The 16,981-nt window shown below is 68.1% G+C and carries 17 protein-coding genes and 1 pseudogene; 8 read left to right on the forward strand and 10 right to left on the reverse strand.

Annotated elements, in window-relative coordinates; genetic code table 11:
* Positions 1 to 79 precede the first annotated feature (79 nt).
* Positions 80 to 658, forward strand: coding sequence for a TetR/AcrR family transcriptional regulator (locus tag LEL84_RS23780; RefSeq protein WP_226512929.1), 579 nt, complete (start codon positions 80 to 82; stop codon positions 656 to 658).
* A 42-nt stretch (positions 659 to 700) separates the two neighbouring features.
* On the opposite strand, the gene LEL84_RS23785 is transcribed toward LEL84_RS23780, so the two are convergent.
* Genes LEL84_RS23785 through sdhC form a run of 4 tightly spaced genes read right to left on the reverse strand, consistent with a single transcriptional unit; the run spans position 701 to position 4,130 of the window.
* Positions 701 to 1,489: a succinate dehydrogenase iron-sulfur subunit gene (locus LEL84_RS23785; RefSeq protein WP_058250661.1), complete on the reverse strand. Its 789-nt coding sequence runs from the start codon at positions 1,487 to 1,489 to the stop codon at positions 701 to 703.
* On the reverse strand, positions 1,489 to 3,243 hold the full coding sequence (gene sdhA / locus LEL84_RS23790) for a succinate dehydrogenase flavoprotein subunit (protein ID WP_058250660.1): 1,755 nt from the start codon (positions 3,241 to 3,243) through the stop codon (positions 1,489 to 1,491). The genes LEL84_RS23785 and sdhA overlap by 1 nt, the downstream gene beginning before the upstream one ends.
* A 14-nt stretch (positions 3,244 to 3,257) precedes the next feature.
* Complete coding sequence (locus LEL84_RS23795) at positions 3,258 to 3,713, reverse strand: succinate dehydrogenase hydrophobic membrane anchor subunit (RefSeq protein WP_058250659.1); 456 nt, start codon at positions 3,711 to 3,713, stop codon at positions 3,258 to 3,260.
* 12 nt (positions 3,714 to 3,725) lie between these two features.
* Entirely contained in the window at positions 3,726 to 4,130 is a 405-nt protein-coding gene (gene sdhC / locus LEL84_RS23800) for a succinate dehydrogenase, cytochrome b556 subunit (RefSeq protein ID WP_058250873.1), read from the reverse strand.
* Positions 4,131 to 4,354: 224 nt separating this feature from the next.
* On the opposite strand from sdhC, the gene LEL84_RS23805 reads away from it, so the two are divergent.
* Genes LEL84_RS23805 through LEL84_RS23815 form a run of 3 tightly spaced genes read left to right on the forward strand, consistent with a single transcriptional unit; the run spans position 4,355 to position 7,220 of the window.
* Complete coding sequence (locus LEL84_RS23805; protein ID WP_137809207.1) at positions 4,355 to 4,759, forward strand: cytidine deaminase; 405 nt, start codon at positions 4,355 to 4,357, stop codon at positions 4,757 to 4,759.
* Positions 4,756 to 6,093, forward strand: a complete 1,338-nt coding sequence (locus LEL84_RS23810; RefSeq protein WP_137809206.1) for a thymidine phosphorylase — start codon at positions 4,756 to 4,758, stop codon at positions 6,091 to 6,093. Before LEL84_RS23805 ends, LEL84_RS23810 begins: the two co-directional genes overlap by 4 nt.
* A complete protein-coding gene (locus LEL84_RS23815) occupies positions 6,090 to 7,220 on the forward strand; it encodes an adenosine deaminase (RefSeq protein ID WP_068971758.1) in 1,131 nt (376 codons plus the stop codon). Before LEL84_RS23810 ends, LEL84_RS23815 begins: the two co-directional genes overlap by 4 nt.
* 43 nt (positions 7,221 to 7,263) lie before the next feature.
* Here LEL84_RS23815 and LEL84_RS23820 read toward each other — a convergent pair whose 3' ends face one another.
* The 3 genes from LEL84_RS23820 to LEL84_RS23830 all read right to left on the reverse strand — a co-directional run bounded on the left by LEL84_RS23820 (position 7,264) and on the right by LEL84_RS23830 (position 10,011).
* Positions 7,264 to 8,556 carry a primosomal protein gene (locus LEL84_RS23820; RefSeq protein WP_226512930.1) on the reverse strand — a complete coding sequence of 431 codons (1,293 nt, stop codon included), beginning with the start codon at positions 8,554 to 8,556 and terminating at the stop codon, positions 7,264 to 7,266.
* Between the two features lie 124 nt (positions 8,557 to 8,680).
* Positions 8,681 to 9,640, reverse strand: a complete 960-nt coding sequence (locus LEL84_RS23825; protein WP_226512931.1) for a C40 family peptidase — start codon at positions 9,638 to 9,640, stop codon at positions 8,681 to 8,683.
* Positions 9,637 to 10,011: a type VII secretion target gene (locus LEL84_RS23830; RefSeq protein WP_068971760.1), complete on the reverse strand. Its 375-nt coding sequence runs from the start codon at positions 10,009 to 10,011 to the stop codon at positions 9,637 to 9,639. Before LEL84_RS23830 ends, LEL84_RS23825 begins: the two co-directional genes overlap by 4 nt.
* 119 nt (positions 10,012 to 10,130) lie before the next feature.
* On the opposite strand from LEL84_RS23830, the gene upp reads away from it, so the two are divergent.
* Both upp and LEL84_RS23840 read left to right on the forward strand, forming a co-directional pair.
* Positions 10,131 to 10,760 carry a uracil phosphoribosyltransferase gene (gene upp / locus LEL84_RS23835; protein WP_068971761.1) on the forward strand — a complete coding sequence of 210 codons (630 nt, stop codon included), beginning with the start codon at positions 10,131 to 10,133 and terminating at the stop codon, positions 10,758 to 10,760.
* A 601-nt stretch (positions 10,761 to 11,361) separates the two neighbouring features.
* Positions 11,362 to 12,621 (forward strand): annotated as a pseudogene (locus LEL84_RS23840) (DUF222 domain-containing protein).
* A gap of 355 nt (positions 12,622 to 12,976) precedes the next feature.
* On the opposite strand, the gene LEL84_RS23850 reads toward LEL84_RS23840, so the two are convergent.
* Together LEL84_RS23850 and LEL84_RS23855 are read right to left on the reverse strand one after the other, a co-directional pair.
* Complete coding sequence (locus tag LEL84_RS23850; RefSeq protein WP_159370499.1) at positions 12,977 to 13,642, reverse strand: hypothetical protein; 666 nt, start codon at positions 13,640 to 13,642, stop codon at positions 12,977 to 12,979.
* A 40-nt stretch (positions 13,643 to 13,682) separates the two neighbouring features.
* Entirely contained in the window at positions 13,683 to 14,486 is an 804-nt protein-coding gene (locus tag LEL84_RS23855) for a purine-nucleoside phosphorylase (protein ID WP_058250650.1), read from the reverse strand.
* A 101-nt stretch (positions 14,487 to 14,587) separates the two neighbouring features.
* Here LEL84_RS23855 and LEL84_RS23860 point away from each other — a divergent pair, with 101 nt between their 5' ends.
* The gene (locus LEL84_RS23860; RefSeq protein WP_159370500.1) at positions 14,588 to 15,286 is read left to right on the forward strand and encodes an enoyl-CoA hydratase/isomerase family protein; all 699 of its coding nucleotides are present in this window, start codon (positions 14,588 to 14,590) and stop codon (positions 15,284 to 15,286) included.
* A complete protein-coding gene (locus LEL84_RS23865) occupies positions 15,286 to 16,485 on the forward strand; it encodes an amidohydrolase (protein ID WP_159370501.1) in 1,200 nt (399 codons plus the stop codon). Before LEL84_RS23860 ends, LEL84_RS23865 begins: the two co-directional genes overlap by 1 nt.
* Positions 16,486 to 16,496: 11 nt before the next feature.
* Here LEL84_RS23865 and LEL84_RS23870 read toward each other — a convergent pair whose 3' ends face one another.
* Complete coding sequence (locus LEL84_RS23870; protein WP_004021668.1) at positions 16,497 to 16,976, reverse strand: gamma-glutamylcyclotransferase; 480 nt, start codon at positions 16,974 to 16,976, stop codon at positions 16,497 to 16,499.
* Between the last annotated feature and the right edge of the window lie 5 nt (positions 16,977 to 16,981).

A 16,981-nucleotide genomic window follows, 5' to 3' on the forward strand; every position in this document is an offset into this window, starting at 1 on the left:
GTCTCAGGCTAGCCTCGTGAACAGCTGGAACGTCCTTCATCGACAAGATGGTTCGTCTCACCAAGAGAACGGGGGAGCGATGGCCCGGGACTGGCTGGTCGACGCAGACCGGCACGATGCTGCACGCGAGCGTCTGATCGCGCACGCGGCGGCCCTCATCGCACGCCGTGGCCTCGACGGGTTCGACCTCGACGAGCTCGGTCGTCGGGCGCACTGTTCGAGGGCGACGATCTACCGCCATGCCGGCGGTCGGGCCGCACTGATCGAGTCCGTGCTGGCCACCACGTCGGCACCGGTGCTCGCCGCCATCCGTGCGACCGTCGCGGATCTCACCGGGCCCGATCGAGCCCGGACGGCGATCATCGAGACCCTGCGCGCACTACGCGGCGACCGGGTCATCCGGCAGTTCCTCCGGCCCGACAACCTCATCGACGCGACGCCCACCGTCCTGTCGTCTCCCGCGGTGCACGCGGTGGCCGCCGATCTGGTCGGCGTCGATCCCGATGATCCCGCGGATGCACGGTTCCTCATCCGTTCCGTTCTCGCCCTGCTGCTCTGGCCCGCCGAACCCGAGGAGGAGGCGCGGAGCGCGGAATCGATCGTCGCCGGCATCTTCCGTCGGGACCCCGGGACCGACGACGACGGCCCGCACCCCTGAGGGTGCGGGCCGTCGCCGGGCTGCAGAGAAAGTTCGAATCGGCTAGCGCGAGAACATGAGTGCGCGCTTGACCTCCGAGATCGCCTGGGTGACCTGAATGCCACGCGGGCACGCGTCGGTGCAGTTGAACGTGGTGCGGCAACGCCACACACCGTCGACGTCGTTGAGGATGTCGAGTCGCTCGACGGCCCCCTCGTCGCGGCTGTCGAAGATGAACCGGTGCGCGTTGACGATCGCGGCGGGACCGAAGTACGAACCCTCGGTCCAGAAGACCGGGCAGCTCGTCGTACAGCAGGCGCACAGGATGCACTTGGTGGTGTCGTCGAACCGGGCGCGGTCGGCCTGGCTCTGGATGCGTTCGCGGGTCGGCTCGTTGCCCGAGGTGATCAGGAACGGCTTGATCGCGCGGAACGCGTCGAAGAACGGTTCCATGTCGACCACGAGATCCTTCTCCACCGGCAGGCCGCGGATCGGCTCGATGGTGATCGTGATCTCCTTGGACTTGTCCTTCGGGAGCATGTCCTTCATCAGCAGCTTGCAGGCGAGACGGTTGACGCCGTTGATCCGCATCGCGTCCGACCCGCACACGCCGTGGGCGCAACTACGACGGAACGTGAGCGTCCCGTCCAGGTAGCCCTTCACGTACAGGAGCAGGTTGAGCAGGCGGTCGGTCGGCAGCGCCGGGACGCGGAAGCTCTCGAAGCCCTGGGCGTCGGGATTCTCCGGGTTGAAGCGGAAGATCTTGAGCGTCACCATGGTGGCCTCGTCGGGCACCGGAGGCAACGGCGGATCGTCGGAAGACGGTGCGGGCTTGTCCAGAACAGATGTCATCAGTACTTACGCTCCATCGGCTCGTAGCGGGTTTCCACGACCGGCTTGTACTCCAACTCGATGTCTGAAAGGAGGTCCGTGCCCTTTTTGTAGGCCATGGTGTGCCGCTTGTAGTTGACGTCGTCACGATCCGGGTAGTCCTCGCGTGCGTGACCGCCGCGCGACTCCTTGCGGTTCAGGGCTCCGGCCACCGTCACCTCCGCCATCTCCAGCAGGAAGCCGAGTTCGATGGCCTCGAGGAGATCGCTGTTGAAGCGCTTGCCCTTGTCATGGACTCGGATGTGGGCGTAGCGCTCCTTGAACCGGTGGATGTCGGTCAGGGCCTGCTTGAGGGTCTCCTCGGTGCGGAACACCGAGGCGTTCGCGTCCATCGAGGCCTGCAGCTCGGTACGGATGTCGGCGACGCGCTCGTGTCCGTGGTCGCTGAGCAGCAGCTCGAGCCACGAGTCGACCATCTCGGTGGGCGTCTCGGGAAGCTCGGCGAACTCGGCCGAGTTCGCGTAGTCCGCGGCCGCGATCCCCGCGCGTCGTCCGAAGACGTTGATGTCGAGCAGCGAGTTGGTGCCCAGCCGGTTGGCTCCGTGGACCGACACGCACGCACACTCGCCGGCGGCGTACAGGCCGTGGACGACCTCGTCGTTGTTGCGCAGCACCTGACCGTTGATGTTGGTCGGGATGCCGCCCATGACGTAGTGACAGGTGGGGAACACCGGCACGTACTCGGTGACCGGGTCGACGCCGAGGTAGGTACGGGCGAACTCGGTGATGTCGGGGAGCTTCTCGTTGAGGACGTCCTCGCCGAGGTGGGTCACGTCGATGTAGACGTAGTCCTTGTTCGGCCCGGCGCCGCGACCTTCGAGTACCTCGAGCACCATCGACCGGGCCACGATGTCGCGCGGCGCGAGGTCCTTGATGGTGGGGGCGTAGCGCTCCATGAAACGCTCGCCGTCGGCGTTGCGCAGGATGCCGCCCTCACCGCGGACCGCCTCCGAGATGAGGATGCCGAGCCCCGCGAGACCCGTCGGATGGAACTGGTGGAACTCCATGTCCTCGAGCGGCAGGCCCTTGCGGAAGATGATGCCCATGCCGTCGCCGGTCAGCGTGTGCGCGTTCGAGGTCGTCTTGTACATACGGCCCGAGCCGCCGGTGGCGAACACGATCGACTTGGCGTGGAAGACGTGGATCTCGCCGGTCGCGAGCTCGTAGGCGACGACACCGGTCGCGACCTGCTCGCCCTTCTCGTTCTCCGTGAGGCAGATGTCGAGGGCGTAGAACTCGTTGAAGAACTCGACGTCGTGCTTGACGCAGTTCTGGTAGAGCGTCTGCAGGATCATGTGGCCGGTGCGGTCGGCGGCGTAGCAGGCCCGCCGGACCGGGGACTTGCCGTGATCGCGGGTGTGGCCGCCGAAGCGCCGCTGATCGATCTTGCCCTCGGGCGTCCGGTTGAAGGGCAGGCCCATCTTCTCGAGATCGAGCACCGCGTCGATGGCCTCCTTGGCCATGATCTCGACGGCGTCCTGATCGGCGAGGTAGTCACCACCCTTGACGGTGTCGAAGGTGTGCCACTCCCAGTTGTCTTCCTCGACGTTGGCGAGTGCCGCACACATGCCGCCCTGGGCCGCGCCGGTGTGGCTGCGGGTCGGGTACAGCTTGGTCAGCACCGCGGTGCGAGCACGAGGGGCGGCTTCGATCGCCGCGCGCATGCCTGCGCCGCCGGCGCCCACGATGACGACGTCGTAGCGATGTTCCTGCATGTTGTGGGTCTCCTCTAGCCGACGCTGTTGACGTCGAAGGTCAGGAGGGCGTAGGTGCCCATCGTGAGGACGAGGATCATCGACACGGCGAGCAGCACGTTCAGCCAGAAACGGGTCGAGTCCTTGCGGGAGTAGTCGGCGATGACGGTGCGCACACCGTTGCCGCCGTGCAGCTGGGCCAGCCACAGCATGGTGAGGTCCCAGATCTGCCAGAAGGGTGAGCTCCAGCGCGCGGCGACGAACGAGGAGTCGATGCGGTGCACGCCGCCGTCCCAGGCCAGCATGATGAACATGTGGCCGATCGTCAGGACGACGAGCAGCAGCCCGGAGAACCGCATGAACAGCCACGCGTTCTTCTCGAAGTTGCCGCCCTTGGGCTTGCGGGGCGAGCGCGGGTTGTCCAGGCTCGCGGGACGGTCGTGCTGAGTACCGAGGGTCTTGGCGACACCGGTGGCTTCCGAGGTGGTCATCTCTGGTGTCTCCTACAGGTGGCTGAACATGATCTGCAGCAGGCGGACCGTGCCGGCACCGAAGACGATGACGAACAGGGTCATGGCCACCCACAGCATCTGTCGCTGGTACTTGGGTCCCTTGGACCAGAAGTCCACGAGGATCAGGCGCACACCGTTGAAGGCGTGGAACAGGACGCACGCGACCAGGGCGATCTCCATGAGACCGATGATCGGCGTCTTGTAGGTCTCGATGATCTCGTCGTACTGATTGGGGTCGACTCGGATGACCGCGGTGTCGAGCACGTGTACGAAGAGGAAGAAGAAGATCGTGACGCCGGTGATGCGGTGCAGGACCCACGACCACATGCCGGGATCGCCGCGATAAAGAGATCGTCTGCGCACCGGGTCGGGTGCGACTTCGGTCGAGGTGCTCATCGGGAAAGTGGCCTCCAACATCGTCGATGGACGCGTCGAATCGGCATGCTCCGACTCGACCATGGACCCATACGAAGAGACTCTAAACCCATGCACATTCCGGTGGTAAATTGCCCGAACCGATCTGGGCGACAAGACATTACGACTTAGGTTTGCCTTACCCAAGCTTTGCGGTGATGAAATCCGGATGAACGGCCGATGACGCCGGGCGACAGGAGATCCACGTGGTAACAGAAATCGATTGGGATGTGTTGCGGGACAAGGCCAGATCGATGATCGGTCGTGCTTACGCACCCTACTCCCGGTACCCGGTGGGCGCCGCCGGGATCACAGCCGAGGGCCGTGTCGTCGCCGGCTGCAATGTGGAAAATGTCTCATATGGCCTGGGTATCTGCGCCGAGGTCGCGCTGGTCGCGGCCCTGGTGAACGGGGGCGGGCGGGCGCTGCGGGCGGTCAGCGTCTGCGACGCCCGCGGGGCGGTTCTGATGCCGTGCGGACGGTGCCGACAGGTCCTTCTCGAACACGGCGGGCGCGAGCTCCTCGTCGACCATCCCGGTGGTCCCCGGATGCTGTCGGAGCTGCTTCCCGATGCCTTCGGACCCGACGATCTCGAGGCGGTCCGTTCATGACGGTCGACGCCCGGGAGATCATCCACGCGGTGTCGGTGATCGCCACCAAGCGCGGCGGGCACGAACTCGCTGACGCGCAGATCGCGTGGATGGTCGACGGCTACACCCGCGGCGAGGTGGCGCCGGAACAGATGTCCGCATTGCTGATGGCCATATATCTGCGCGGGATGAACCGCCGGGAGATCGCGTCCTGGACGCACGCGATGATCGACAGCGGGCGCCGGATGGACCTGTCCGGTCTGCAGCGGGACGGGCGGCCGCTGGCCACCGTGGACAAACACTCCACCGGCGGCGTCGGGGACAAGATCACCCTCCCGCTCACGCCGCTCGTCGCGTCGTTCGGCGTCGCGGTGCCGCAGCTGTCCGGTCGGGGGCTCGGTCACACCGGGGGGACGCTCGACAAGCTGGAGTCCATCCCGGGGTGGCGGGCGGAGGTGAGCACGTCCGACATGCTCGACCAGCTCGAGCGGGTCGGTGCGGTCATCTGTGCCGCGGGCGCCGACCTGGCGCCGGCCGACCGCAAGCTCTATGCCCTGCGCGATGTCACGGGCACGGTCGAGTCCATTCCGCTGCTGGCGTCGTCGATCATGAGCAAGAAGATCGCCGAGGGCACCGGTGCGCTGGTCCTCGACGTCAAAACCGGGTCGGGTGCCTTCCTGCCCGATGAGGACGATGCGCGCGAACTGGCGTCGACCATGGTCGAACTCGGTCACGACGCCGGCGTCGACACCCGTGCGGTCATCACCGATATGGGCACACCGCTCGGACTCGCGATCGGCAACGCCGTGGAGGTGGCCGAGTCGGTGGAGGTACTCGCCGGCGGCGGACCCGCCGACGTCGTCGAACTGACCCTGGCCCTCGCCCGGGAGATGCTCGACGCCGCCGGGCTCGTCGACGCCGACCCCGCAACCCATCTCGCCGACGGCCGGGCGATGGACACGTGGCGGGCGATGATCGCGGCGCAAGGTGGCGACCCCGATGCGCCCCTGCCGACGGCGCGCCACCACGACACCGTGACCGCGTCGGGCGACGGCATCGTCACCGAGATGGACGCGCGCGCGGTCGGCGACGCCGCGTGGCGCCTCGGCGGCGGCCGATCGAAGCCGGGGGAGGCGGTCGCGGCAGAGGCGGGAGTGACCATCCATGCGAAGCCCGGTGATCGTGTCCGAGCCGGTCAACCGTTGTTCACCCTGCACACGCAGGATGAGGACCGGATCCCCGGCGCCCGCTCCTGCCTGGCCGGGGCGACGACCGTGGGGCCCGACTCCGCCGAACACGCGGGCGGCGCGCGCACCCGTCCACTGATCATCGACCGCGTTAGGTTTCCATCATGACGACGCTGACCCCGGCGAACATCTCCCTCGCCCCGAAGGTGCTCCTCCACGACCACCTCGACGGCGGACTCCGGCCCGCGACGGTCCTCGAGTTGGCCCACGAGGTGGGATACGACGGCCTCCCGGCGGATGAGAACGGCAGGCAGATCGATGACGCCGAGACGCTCGGGCAGTGGTTCCGACGTGCGGCCGACAGCGGCTCGCTCGAGCGCTACCTCGAGACCTTCTCGCATACGGTCGCGGTGATGCAGACCGTCGGCGGGTTGGAACGCGTCGCGCGCGAGTGCGTGGAGGACCTCGCCGCCGACGGGGTCGTGTACGCCGAGGTGCGTTATGCGCCCGAACAGCATCTCGAAGGTGGGCTGACCCTCGACGAGGTCGTCGAGGCGGTGCTGCGGGGCTTCGCCGAGGGCGAGGCGGTCGCGGCCGAGCGGGGCCGGACGATCACCGTGCGGTGCCTGGTCACCGCGATGCGCCACGCCGCCCGGTCACGCGAGATCGCCGAACTCGCGGTCCGCTACCGGGACCGGGGTGTCGTCGGTTTCGACATCGCCGGCGCCGAGGCTGGGCATCCGCCGACCCGCCACCTCGACGCCTTCGAGTACATGCGGGCCAACTGTGCGCCCTTCACCATCCACGCCGGCGAGGCATTCGGGCTGCCGTCGATCCACGAGGCCATCGGCTTCTGCGGGACGGACCGGCTGGGTCACGGCGTCCGCGTCTTCGACGACATCGAACTCCCGGAGGGGGTCGATCTCGCTGCGCACTCGTTCGCGGGTGCGCGGCTGGGCCAGGTGGCGAACATCGTGCGGGACAAGCGGATTCCGCTGGAGCTGTGCCCGAGTTCGAATGTGCAGACCGGGGCGGTCGGTTCACTCGCCGAGCATCCGTTCAACGTGTTGGCGCGCCTACGGTTCCGGGTGACGGTGAACACCGACAACCGATTGATGTCCGACACCACCATGAGCAAGGAATTCGGCCTGCTCGCCGATCGGTTCGGCTACGGCTGGGCGGATTTCGAACGGTTCACGGTGAACGCGATGAAGTCGGCGTTCATCCACTTCGACGAGCGGCTGGCGTTCATCGACGACGTGATCAAGCCCGGCTACGCGGTGCTGCTCGGCTGAGCAGCACCGTCGCGGCCGGTTATGGCGGAGAGGACTGCGCCCGTCAGCCCTTCTTCGTGAGCCGGGCCTCGAAGTCGTGCTCGAGCGCGCGCCACGCCTCGGCCTCGTTGTCGAACGGACCGCTGGGCGCCATGCGCTTGGGGTCGGGGTTGACGGTGTAGTCGACGAACCATCCCAGCGGAGTGGTGGCGCCGAGGGCCTCGGAGACCGTGTTGTCACCGGCGTAGTCGGCTGCGTCGGTGAAGAGTTCGACGGCGAGGTCGAGCTGGTCGCGATCCATTCGGCGGGGGCCGTCGGCGATGTCGTCGGCGAGACCCGGCAGGACGTAGACGTTGTCGTCGATGACGTCGAACTCGAGGGATCCGTTGGTCGCCTCGGTGCGGACCTCGTCGAACGTGGACAGGTCGGCGAGGTCATGCGTGTTGTCGTCGGCGAGGAACCGCGAGAGCGAGCGCGCCGAGGTGAACACGAAGATCTTGCCCTTGGTGCCGAGGAACACCGGGTCGTCTCCGAGGTAACACCGCAGTGTCAGGTACTCGTTCGCGCTGGTGACGATCTTGATCGGGTCGATGCCGACCGACGCCCAGAAATCGTCGTCGTCGTCGTAGTCGTCCTCGTCCTCCTCGTCCGTGTCCTCTTCGAGGTCATCGTCGTCGGCGGCGTCCGAGGACTCGGAGTCGGGGGCACCGACGATCTCGATGTCATCGTCGGTCGGCTCGTCCTCGTCCTCGGCGGACGCGGCGGCCTCGAGTTCGGCCTCGGCGGTCTCGACGGCCTTGGCGTCCACCTTCGGTGTGCTGATGACACCGTCGATGGCATCGAGCACGTCATCCCAGTGCTTGGCGATGAGCCGGCCGATGCGCACCCAGAGGTCGGTGCCCTCGCGGCCGTCGAAGTTGCGTGTGCCGGTGGTGACGGCGCCCAGGATCGGGTTGCCGTTGAAGAACTTGGTGACCGGTGTCAATTCGCAGACCTCACCGAGGATGCGGACGATCTCGAGTGCGTCTTCGAGTTCGGCGATGACCTCGGCGGTGGGGTCCTCCGCGGCGAGCTCGGGTACGCCGACGAGGTCGTAGCTGTGGCGCCCGTCGGGGACCAGTTCATCGGCCTGCAGGCCGACCACGGTCGACCACGCCGGGTGCTCGACGAGATCGTTGTCCTCGTTGGTGCGGATGAACGCGGCGAGCTCGGCGACAGAGGGCAGGACGTACAGGTCCTCGTCCAGTCCGAGGAAGGCCTCCCATTCGTCATCGCCCTCACGCCAGCGGGGTGCCCACAGGGTGAAGCTGTTTCCGTCGGTGAGTCCGAGCTCAATCGGGACGATGTCTCCGGCCATGGGGACACAGCCTAGCGATTGTCGGCGGCGGATCCAGTAGTGCCCCCACAGACGGTCGGTGGTGTGCCGACGACATTTCGATGAACTCCTGACTCGCCCACGGGTGCGACCATCGGCGCGGCTCTCATCGTGGACGGAAGAATCCTTCGAATGCCTGGTCGAGGTTCGAGGTGCGCACCGGCGAGACGCCCACGGGGTCACCGGCTTCGATCATTTGACCATTGCCGATGTACATCGCCACGTGGCCGGACCACACCGCGAGGTCTCCGGGCTGCAGCTGCGCCTGGGACACCTGATACCCGGCGGTGTCCTGCTCCTGGGCGAGGCGGGGGAGTTCGAGCCCGGCCTGCCGGTAGGCCCACTGTGTGAAGCCGCTGCAGTCGAATCCGTCGGGCGTCGTCCCGCCCCAGACATAGGGCACCCCGCGTTGACTCAGCGCGGCCCGCACCGCGGTCGCCGCGCGTTCGTTCGGAGCGTGGGCGACCGAGCCGTCGGGCAGCGTGATGGGGACGCCGCCGGGCGTGGGGACGGGCGACAGTCTGGCGGCGTCGCCGCCTGCGACTCCGACCATCTCGGCCGGCGCCGTGCGGCGGGCCAGGGCGGCCATCGCCTCGGTGTCGGAGCCGAGCTCGGCGCGAGCACGTCCGATGATCTCCACGCCGCGGCTCAGATGCTCGACGGCGACCGGCAGGACCGCGAGAAGGACTGCCGGAGTGGCCAGTCCGCCGTTGAGGCCGCTGACATGCCGTTCCAGGGAGTCCACGAGGCCGTTCAGAGCGGTCGACGCCGTGTGGACGGTACGGCCGGCGCTCTCGACGAGCCGGCCGAACTCGGCGGCGCATTCGGTGAGTTCGGTGAGTCGGCGCTGGTTCGCCGCGGTCGCGGCTGCGGCTCCGGCGGCCCCGGCTCCGTCCCACCGCGTGAGGACGGACTCGGCGGCCGACGTCGACCGCTGGCGCACCGACTCGACGGTGCCCGCTACGGTCCGGACCCGTTCGGCGGGGTTGCCCGGTGCCAGGATGCCGGTCCCCAGCGCGGCGATCAGTTGCCGCAGTGGCTCGATGAGGAGTTCGACGGGAATCACAGCGTCAGCTCACCGGCCGTCGCGATCCGGTCGGCGGCGGCGCAGTCGCAGTCGGCGTAGGACGTTGCGGCCGAGCTCGTCGTGAGTCCGACGCGTTCCTCGCGCGCCGTCGCGGCCTCGATGGTGCGACGGTGCAGGTCGAGGAACTCGACGACGGCGGTGAGGAACTCGATGCCGATGAGACCGAAGGTGATGGCGAGTTCGACCACGGCGGCGTCGTCGCTGCCGGTCCCGCCCTCGAGCATCTGGGCGTTCGTGCGGTGTGCGCCGGAGAACTCGTGCAGCGCAGACGAATCGGCGAACAGTCGGCCACCTGTGTCCGGGCCTGGCCGGGTGGGTGCGGGATAGGGATGGGGGGAGGACGGGCTCATGGGTTTTCGACGCGGCGCGGCCCCGTTGGGTTCCATCAAATTCTCGCGGCGACCCAGACCGGCGTGGTGGAGCTCGCCCAAGCGGCACGCGAGCGCCGGGGAGGAAATAGGGTGTCGGCATGGAGTCCCTGATCGTCGACCATCCCCTCGCAGCCGCGCGTCTGACCACGATGCGCGACGAGACCACCGACAACGCCGGATTCCGGGCTGCGCTGTCTGACCTCACCCAGATGCTGATCTACGAGGCGCTTGCCGGTGCGCCGCGCGCCGACGTCGCGATCAACACGCCGATGACCGCGCACACGGGATCGAGGCTGGCATCCCCGCCTCTCCTGGTCCCGGTCCTGCGGGCCGGACTCGGCATGGTCGAGCAGGCGCACGCGATGGTGCCCGAGGCGCATGTCGGTTTCGTGGGCCTCGCCCGCGACGAGGAGACCGCACAACCCGTGCCGTACCTGGAGTCGCTGCCGGAGGACCTGTCGGGACGGCCGGTGTTCGTCCTCGACCCCATGCTCGCCACCGGCGGCTCCATGCTCCACACCATCGAGTTGCTGGTCGCCCGCAACGCCACCGACATCACCGCCGTATGTGTCGTCGCCGCACCTGAAGGGGTTGCGGCGCTGGAGAATTCGGGACACCCGTGCCGGCTCGTCGTGGCTGCCGTGGACGACGGTCTCAACGAGGTCAACTACATCGTGCCCGGTCTCGGTGACGCGGGCGACCGGCAGTTCGGTCCGAGGTATTTGTGAGGGTCGGGACCACCCGAGCGAGCTCGTCGCGCCGCTTCTGACCGTTGGCTTGAACGCAGGGGATCGCTGAAACCGCATATCCAGCCGTCGATTCCGCTGACCGATTCGGGTCATTGAACTCGACTCGCCAGTGGCCGGACACCCAGGCGCGGCGGGGCATCCGGGTGTCTGCATCTCGGTGGGCGCCCAGTGCCGCGCCGGTGCGGCCGCGCGTTTGCGCCGAACCCCGCCTCCTCTGTCTCACGCCACACACGTTGCAAACACAGCCAAGCCATGGTCATCGACATCCACGCAATGATCACGGTCGCAGTAGCGAGGGGCCTCATGAGCCTGGCTCGACGACGATCAGTGACAGGGTCCGCCGACCTGGGAGCGCCACTTGTCGTGAGCGATCGCGGGGGCCGGGGCGGCGACATAGAAGCGCTGGATCGTGACGAATTATTCGCTTACAGAATGAAATCTGAAACGGGTGTGACTGAAGTTCACCGCTGTCAACGATCTACGCCAGTCAACGAGAATCAGCGCACAGTCGACGAAAAACGCTGCACAGTGGATAGTTTCGCTATTTCTGGGCCTGTGGAAACTCTTCGTGGTCGAACGCATGTTCCTGTACCTTGGAGTCATGTCAGAGCTAGCCACTCTCCTCGATCAACTCATCGGAACCACCCCGCCCACCAACGACCCAACCGGCAGAGCGACATTCGACGCCCTCGACACGTGGCGCCTGATCCGCAACCTTGCCGATCATCAAATCGCCACGAACGCAGCGCAACTCGATGCTCTCGGGGTCGCGCAGAAAGCCGGTAGCACCACCAAGAAGCTGCTGATCGAGTCAGGACATGCGCCGGCCTCCGCCCTCCGCACCATGCGGAGTGTCGACGCGCTGCCCAACCTGCCCGCTTTGGCGCGTCATGCCGCCGATGGGCGGCTGTCCGGCGAGATCGTCGATGCCATCGTCCGCGGCATGAACGAGATCGAGAAACGATGTGGTGAGGCGCTTTCCGACGACGATCGCTCCCGGTATGAGAGCGAGCTCGTCGCCTAGGCGCTGTCGGGCGCGACACCGACTGAAGTACTCAAGCACGCTCGAGCCATCAGCAACACACTCTGCGACGACTCTGACACCGGTGTACCGGCCACCGACGACCCATCGCTGAACGCGGTCAACGTGCACACCACCGACGACGGGCGCGTCGAGGTCCGCGCTGACCTCACCCAGTTGGTCGGCGAGAAGTTCCTGGCGATGATCGACGAACGGTCCTGTCCACGGCCCGAACCCGACGGCGCCGAGGATCGTCGCACCGCCGAGCAGCGTCGCGCCGACGCTTTCGAGTTGATCCTCGACCAAGCCGCGATCGGCGCGACCATCGATACCGTCGGAAGTCCACGCACGCAACTGATGCTGACCATCCCCGCCACCGGAGAACTCGCAACGCTGCCGTGGACCGGGACGGTCAGCCATGCCACCGCGAAACAGGTCTCCTGCGACGGATCCCTGACCGAGATCGTCCTCGACAGTGAGGGCGTACCGCTGCAGATGGGTCACACCCGTCGGTTGTATCCGGCGCACCTACGTAAGGCGGTGATCGTCCGCGACGCGTGTTGCGTCAAATGCGGTGCACCACCGTCACATACCCAGGTTCACCATATCAAGTCGTGGGCCGACGGTGGACCCACCGACCTCGACAACGGCTGTTTGCTGTGTCAGCGCTGCCATACGCAGGTCCACCACCACGGCTGGGACATCGTGATGGGATTCGACCGCCATCCCTGGCTCGTCCCACCCGCCAGTATCGACCCGCAACGCCGACCGCTACCCGCCTACAACCGGCGCACCATGCGCCTCGACGAGGCCGCCTGACCGGCCGTCCGACAACCACTTTCGCGTAGCACCTTCCGCACCCGGGCCATACCCGGGACCGCATCCGTCCTTTGACAACTCCACAGTGTCACCCCAGAGGCAACCGCCCCCCGTACGAGACCGGCCCGTCTCGACGCAGTGGATGGGAACTGTTGAGCGCTGAGCGAGCGTCCGGCTTTGTGTCAGCGCATTCCACCGGGTGATCTCGATATCGGCGTCGTCTGTGTTCCAAGCCAATTGGCGACGGCCCGAGCGGCGGGCGGCGACGTCGGACGCAACGGTCATCCCGTCACGCACGCTTCGCATTTCGGTGACCGGGCTGAGCCGAACCGCGGTCAGGGAGGTGCGGCGGGTCTCAGCCGGGCAGCGACCAGTACGCGAGCATCGGCTCCTCGGTGAGCACGGCGCCGCCGTCGACGATGGTGAGACTTGTCGGCGAGACGAGGTAACGCACCGAGCCGTTGCGCGCCTCGAAGGTGTCTCCGGTGCGGGTCGGGAACTGGAGTTCGATCCCGCCCTCGGGTGCGGCGCCCTTGTAGTACAAGCGGCCCGTCTGGGTGCCCACCTGGCAGATCACCACGCGCGACCGGGCGGTCTGTCCGACGGCCACGGCGGGGTCGTCGGCGGCGTTGCAGCGGGGACCGCTGGTGAATCCCTGCCAGTCCGCGCCGGCGACGGTGGGGGTCGGCCGGACCGGGGGCGGCGGCGTCGTGGTGGTGGTCGCGGTGGTGGGGGTCGTCGTCTCCGCGGGGCGGGTGACGGTACTCGTGAAGGTCGACGCCGACGGTTGTCCGCCGTCCGCGCTGTCGCGGTCCGCGGACTCGTCGTCCGCGGGGATCAGGAGCAGCGCCGCGAGGACGCCCACCACCACCAGCAGCACGCCCGCGCCGATCGCCACCAGCACCGCCGGCGACGACCACGGGGACCGAGGCGGGCCAGGTGGCACCGGGCCCTGCGGGTAACCGCCCGACGGATAGCCACCCTGGGGATAGCCGCCTGGACCGCTCGGTGGATAGGTCATCTCGCTCCTTCGGTTCGGCCGGCCGCGGTTCCGTTCGGTCCTACAGTTCGCCGATGATCCGGGCCAACAGCTCGCCCATCCGGGTTGCCGACGCGCGGCCGACCTCCAGGACCTCTGCGTGGCTCAGGTGTTCGCCGGTCATGCCGGCCGCGAGGTTGGTGACCAGGGAGATGCCGAGCACGTCGAGTCCGGCCGCGCGCGCCGCGATGGTCTCGTGCACGGTCGACATCCCGACCAGGTCCGCACCCATCGTCCGCAGCATCCGGATCTCGGCGGGGGTCTCGTAGTGCGGGCCGGGGAGCCCGGCGTAGACCCCCTCGGCGAGGCCCGGGTCGATGCCGCGCGCGATCTGTCGCAGCCGCGGTGAATAGGCGTCGACCAGGTCGACGAACTGGGCGCCGACCAACGGGGAGCGGGCCGTGAGATTCAGATGATCCGAGATGAGCACGGGTTGCCCGACCGACATGTCCTCGCGCAGACCGCCCGCCGCGTTGGTGAGCACGACGGTGTGGACACCGGCCGCGGCTGCGGTGCGGACCGGGTGGACCACGCGAGCGAGGTCGTGGCCCTCGTAGGCGTGAATACGTCCCAGCATCAACAGGACTCGTCGATCGCCGATCCGGACGGAGTGGACCACGCCGCCGTGGCCGGCGGCCTTGGGCGGGACGAATCCCGGGATCGACGCCATCGGCAACGAGCGGATGGGCCGCCCGAAGGCGTCGGCGGCGGGTGACCATCCCGACCCGAGGATGACGGCCACATCGTGTGTAGCGGCGTCGGTCTCGGCAGCGATCGTGGCCGCGGCGACGATGGCCGCGGCATCGGGGTCGGCGGTGGGCTCCATGCGCCAACCCTAAACCGTTCCCCGGCCCACACGGCCGCGCGTCGCACCGCGCCGACCGATCGGGTCGGTGGCGACGAGACCGGGAGCGATAAGGTCGGGACATGCCATTTCTGAACGGTGACGGGGAGGTCGTCGAGCTCCATCTCGGAGCGCGCGGTGAGGAGATCAGCGAGTCCAATCCGGAGAACCGCTTCCGGACCGACTGGTTGGACGAGGTCGATGCACTGCTGGACCAGGTGGTCGCCGACCCGACACGACCGCTGGTGATCACCGCCACCGGGAAGTTCTTCTCCAACGGCCTGGACACCGACCACATCTTCGCCGCTCCCGACCAGCTGCCCGGTTACCTCGACCGCGTGCACGCCCTGTACGCCAAGGTGCTCACCGTCCCCGTCCCGACGGTCAGCGCCGTCAACGGGCACGCCTTCGGCGCCGGCGCGATGCTCGCGTTGTGCACCGACCACGTCCTGATGCGCACCGAACGCGGTTTCTGGTCGCTGCCCGAGGCCGCTCTCACCATGCCGTTCACCCGTGGGATGGCGACGTTGCTGCGCACCCGACTGACCGATCGCACCGCCACCGAGGCGATGTACACCAGCCGGCGGTACGGCGCCGACGACGCGGTGCGTGCGGGAATCGTCGACGAGGCCGTGGACGCCGAGCTCCTCGTGAAGCGGGCCACCGAGATCGCGGCCGCCCGCTCCGCGACCGCCGGACCCAACCTGGCGCTGATCAAGCGCGGACTCCGTGGCCCCCTGCTCGACGACCTCGCACGTCAGACCCCGCCCGGAGTCTTCTGATGTCGGCCGCGGGAGCGGACTTCGCCGCGGCGGACGATCCCATCGACGCCTGGCTCGCCGAGCACGGCGGCGATCTCATCGCGTGGCGCCGGCAGATCCATGCGCATCCGGAACTGTCCCGGCAAGAGGTCCGCACCACCGAGCTGGTGATGAGCGAGCTCACCGCTGCCGGACTCACCCCGCGCCGGCTGCCGCTGGGCACCGGAGTGATGTGCGACCTCGGTCCCGCCGGTGAGCCCCGTATTGCGCTGCGCGCGGACATGGATGCCCTGCCGGTGACCGAACACACCGGCCTGCCGTTCACCTCGGCGGTGGAGGGCGCGTCGCACTCGTGCGGTCACGACGCGCACACGGCCATCCTGATCGGCGTCGCGAAGCTCCTCGCCGCGGCCGAACCACTTCCGGTCGGCGTGCGTCTGATCTTCCAGGCCGCCGAGGAGGTCATGCCCGGCGGAGCCCTCGACGCCATCGAGGCGGGCGTCACCACCGGTCTCGGCCGCATCTTCGCCCTGCACTGCGACCCGCGCCTGCCGGTCGGCACGGTCGGTCTGCGGTCGGGCCCGTTGACGTCCGCGGCCGACCACATCGATCTGCAACTGCACTCGGCCGGCGGGCACACGTCGCGGCCGCACCTCACCGGGGATCTCATCTACGCGATGGGCACGGTGATCACCGGCCTGCCCGGGGTGCTGTCGCGACGGATCGACCCGCGTTCGGGCACGGTGATGGTGTGGGGCGCGGCGAACGCCGGCAGCGCCGCCAACGCCATCCCGCAGGAAGGTCGCATGCGCGGCACGGTCCGCACCGGCGATCACGCCACCTGGGCCCAGCTCGAGCCGCTGGTCCGCAGCGTCGTCGGCGAGCTGCTGGCACCGCTCGGCGTGCGGTACGACCTCTCGTACTTCCGCGGGGTGCCGCCGGTCGTCAACGACGAGGTCGCGGTCGGGATGTTCGAACGGTCCGTCGCCGCGATCGGGTCCAAGGCGATCGCGGACACCCCGCAGTCACCCGGCGGCGAGGACTTCTCCTGGTATCTCGAACACGTCCCGGGAGCGATGGCCCGCCTCGGCGTGTGGGACGGATTCGGACCGCAGGTCGATCTGCACGCGCCCAACTTCGATCTCGACGAACGTGCCCTCGCCATCGGTGTGCGCGCGCTCGCCGGGATCGTGCTGAACGCGACCAGCGCCGCCGGCTAGGACACCTCGTTCTATTCCGCGGGCCCCGGTCCGGGTCCGACATTGCGCGACTCGCGCAACCGGAGGTCCTGCACATACTCCGCGGGTGCGCCGGCGATCTCCGCCGCCTCGGCCATGACGCCGAGGTAGCGCGCCGAGGGCAACCCGCCCTCGAAGGCGTCGAGGACGTACAACCAGGCCAGTACCGGGCCGTCGGCGGTGTCGACGCGGGCGCGGATCTTGCGGTGGATGCCGAGCTCGGAACCCTCCCACCGGTCGAGCAGATCCTCGTCCTCGGTGGTGACGTCGTAGAGAACCACGAACACCCGGGCGTCGGGGTCGTCGCGGTCCTCGGTGACCGTGGCCAGGGACCCCTCCCACCCGATGTCGCCGCCGCCGAACGTCAGACGCCAGCCGCGGAGCCATCCGGTGCCCGACATCGGGGAGTGCGGCGCGCGCTCGGCCATCTGCTCGGGATGCATGTTGGATCCATAGGCGGCGTAGATGGGCACGGATG

It is taken from the genome of Gordonia sp. WA4-43 (assembly GCF_020520305.1).
In the GTDB taxonomy this organism is placed as follows: domain Bacteria; phylum Actinomycetota; class Actinomycetes; order Mycobacteriales; family Mycobacteriaceae; genus Gordonia; species Gordonia hongkongensis.

Excerpts from the sequence above, each read along its gene's own strand:
- sdhC (WP_058250873.1), bottom strand. The coding sequence starts at position 4,130 with ATGAGCACCTCGACCGAAGTCGCACCCGACCCGGTGCGCAGACGATCT.
- sdhA (WP_058250660.1), bottom strand. The coding sequence starts at position 3,243 with ATGCAGGAACATCGCTACGACGTCGTCATCGTGGGCGCCGGCGGCGCA.
- LEL84_RS23780 (WP_226512929.1), top strand. The coding sequence starts at position 80 with ATGGCCCGGGACTGGCTGGTCGACGCAGACCGGCACGATGCTGCACGC.
- LEL84_RS23815 (WP_068971758.1), top strand. The coding sequence starts at position 6,090 with ATGACGACGCTGACCCCGGCGAACATCTCCCTCGCCCCGAAGGTGCTC.
- LEL84_RS23860 (WP_159370500.1), top strand. The coding sequence starts at position 14,588 with ATGCCATTTCTGAACGGTGACGGGGAGGTCGTCGAGCTCCATCTCGGA.
- LEL84_RS23865 (WP_159370501.1), top strand. The coding sequence starts at position 15,286 with ATGTCGGCCGCGGGAGCGGACTTCGCCGCGGCGGACGATCCCATCGAC.
- LEL84_RS23850 (WP_159370499.1), bottom strand. The coding sequence starts at position 13,642 with ATGACCTATCCACCGAGCGGTCCAGGCGGCTATCCCCAGGGTGGCTAT.
- LEL84_RS23795 (WP_058250659.1), bottom strand. The coding sequence starts at position 3,713 with ATGACCACCTCGGAAGCCACCGGTGTCGCCAAGACCCTCGGTACTCAG.
- LEL84_RS23820 (WP_226512930.1), bottom strand. The coding sequence starts at position 8,556 with ATGGCCGGAGACATCGTCCCGATTGAGCTCGGACTCACCGACGGAAAC.
- upp (WP_068971761.1), top strand. The coding sequence starts at position 10,131 with ATGGAGTCCCTGATCGTCGACCATCCCCTCGCAGCCGCGCGTCTGACC.
- LEL84_RS23830 (WP_068971760.1), bottom strand. The coding sequence starts at position 10,011 with ATGAGCCCGTCCTCCCCCCATCCCTATCCCGCACCCACCCGGCCAGGC.
- LEL84_RS23785 (WP_058250661.1), bottom strand. The coding sequence starts at position 1,489 with ATGACATCTGTTCTGGACAAGCCCGCACCGTCTTCCGACGATCCGCCG.
- LEL84_RS23855 (WP_058250650.1), bottom strand. The coding sequence starts at position 14,486 with ATGGAGCCCACCGCCGACCCCGATGCCGCGGCCATCGTCGCCGCGGCC.
- LEL84_RS23810 (WP_137809206.1), top strand. The coding sequence starts at position 4,756 with ATGACGGTCGACGCCCGGGAGATCATCCACGCGGTGTCGGTGATCGCC.